This window comes from Microbispora siamensis (assembly GCF_016863095.1).
Classification (GTDB): Bacteria; Actinomycetota; Actinomycetes; order Streptosporangiales; family Streptosporangiaceae; genus Microbispora; species Microbispora siamensis.
Genome location: NZ_BOOF01000112.1, coordinates 1 through 1764 on the forward strand (window position 1 = coordinate 1; position 1764 = coordinate 1764).

Below are 1764 nucleotides of genomic sequence, written 5' to 3' on the forward strand. Positions count from 1 at the left end.
CGTGCTTGTGGATAGCAGGCGACTGGCGGACTGTTTTCCCGCAATTGACTATTTTGAGGAGGCTCGGCTGCCGTTCGTGGTCGCCCTGAACGGCTGGGAGGGGCAATTCATCCACGCGGAGGACGAAATTCGCGAAGCCCTCTCCCTGTCGCCGAACGTGCCCATCGTCCGCACGGACGCCCGGTCCCGCGAGGCGGTGAAGAACACCCTCATCAGCCTGGTGGAGTACGTCCTGACGGTCCGCGCCGCCTACGAGAGGACGCCCTGAAGCCCTTCGGCCGGCGGAGCGGCTTGCCGTAAGGACAGAGTCCAGTAATAAAACGGGCACCGTTCTCGGCTGATTAATCCCCATTCAAGGGCCTTTCTTCTGCAATTCGCGCAGAATCTTTTGCTTGGCCTCCACGTAACCTGCGTGCTGCAATTACCCTTGCCCGCAGGACGTCTCCGATGTCACGGCAACCACATGAGTGACGAGGCGCTCCCCCCTGGGCGCACGTACGGTGGAGGTTGCGAGGCCCGTGAGGACACAAGACCCCAGGCCCGATGAGAGCCCCGGGACCGGGGTTCTCGAGCGGAGGCCCGAAGAAGGAAGCCCATTCCTCCTGCGGAACTGGCGCGTGCGCTCCAGGCTCGTGGTGCTGATCCTCATCCCGACGCTGGCGGTGCTGCTGCTGGGCGGCCTGCGGGTCGTCACGTCGATCGACACGGCGTCCGAATACCAGCAGACCAGCGTCCTGGCGCGGCTCGTGGACAAGGTCGCGGGCCTCACCCACGAGTTGCAGTCGGAACGCGACCAGGCAGCCTGGAACGCGACGATCGGCCGCCCGGCGCAGGCGACCGCCGCGGTCATGGCGCAGACCCTTCTCACCAACAAGGCGGCCACCGCCGTCCGGGGCCTGGCGAACGAGATCAGGACGAAGGTGAGCAGCCGCGCCTCCGACGAGATCGACCACATCATCGGCAAGCTCGACGGCGTGGAGGTTCTGCGGAGCCAGGCCATGCAGGGGAACCTGCAGCCGAGCGCGGTGATGGACCAGTACACCCTCGTCATCGACACCCTGCTGGCCCTGCAGGACGAGCTGGCCAAGAGCACGCAGGACGACCGGCTCGCCGCCTCGTCCGTCACGCTGGCCTCGCTCGCCCGCGCGAAGGAGAACGCGTCCGTACAGCGCGGCCTGCTGACCACGGTGCTGCCCAACGCCCGCTTCGAGCAGGCCCAGCTGCAGAACTTCCTCGGCGCCGTCTCCGCCGAGGAGGCCGATCTGCGCGCCTTCCGCAAGAGCGCCACCGCCGAGGAGCGCGCCGACTACGACAACACGGTCACCGGCGGCAAGGTCGACCAGGCGGAGTTCATCCGCACACTGGTGCTCGACCGGGCCAACGCGGGCTTCCCGCTCAAGGGCTTCGACCTGTCGGTGCGCGACGACACCCGCCTCTGGTACGACGCGATGTCGCAGCCCATCAACCGGATGCGCACCGTCGAGGCCAAGCTGACCTCCTCCATCGTGGCGCGGAGCCAGTCGCTCAAGGACGACGAGCAGCAGCGGGCCGTCATCGTGGCCGTCGCCGTCGCCCTCCTGCTGATCGCGGTCCTGCTCGTCACCGCCGTCGTCGCCCGCTCGCTCGTCCGCCCGCTGCGGCGGCTGCGCAGCGAGGCGCTGGAGATCGCCGGCAGCCGCCTCCCCGACACGGTGCAGAAGCTGCGTGAGGCCGGCGACGCCGCCGAGGTCCCGCCCATCGCCCCGATCCAGGTGGTCGGCCGCG

At 68.3% G+C, this 1764-nt stretch carries 1 protein-coding gene and 1 pseudogene; both read left to right on the plus strand.

Annotated elements, in window-relative coordinates; all coding sequences use genetic code 11:
- Nucleotides 1-268 (plus strand): annotated as a pseudogene (locus Msi02_RS42680) (ATP-binding protein); the annotation flags it as partial.
- Between the two features lie 349 nt (nt 269-617).
- On the plus strand, nt 618-1764 hold a 1147-nt coding region (locus tag Msi02_RS42685), incomplete at its 3' end, for a nitrate- and nitrite sensing domain-containing protein (protein ID WP_204053399.1).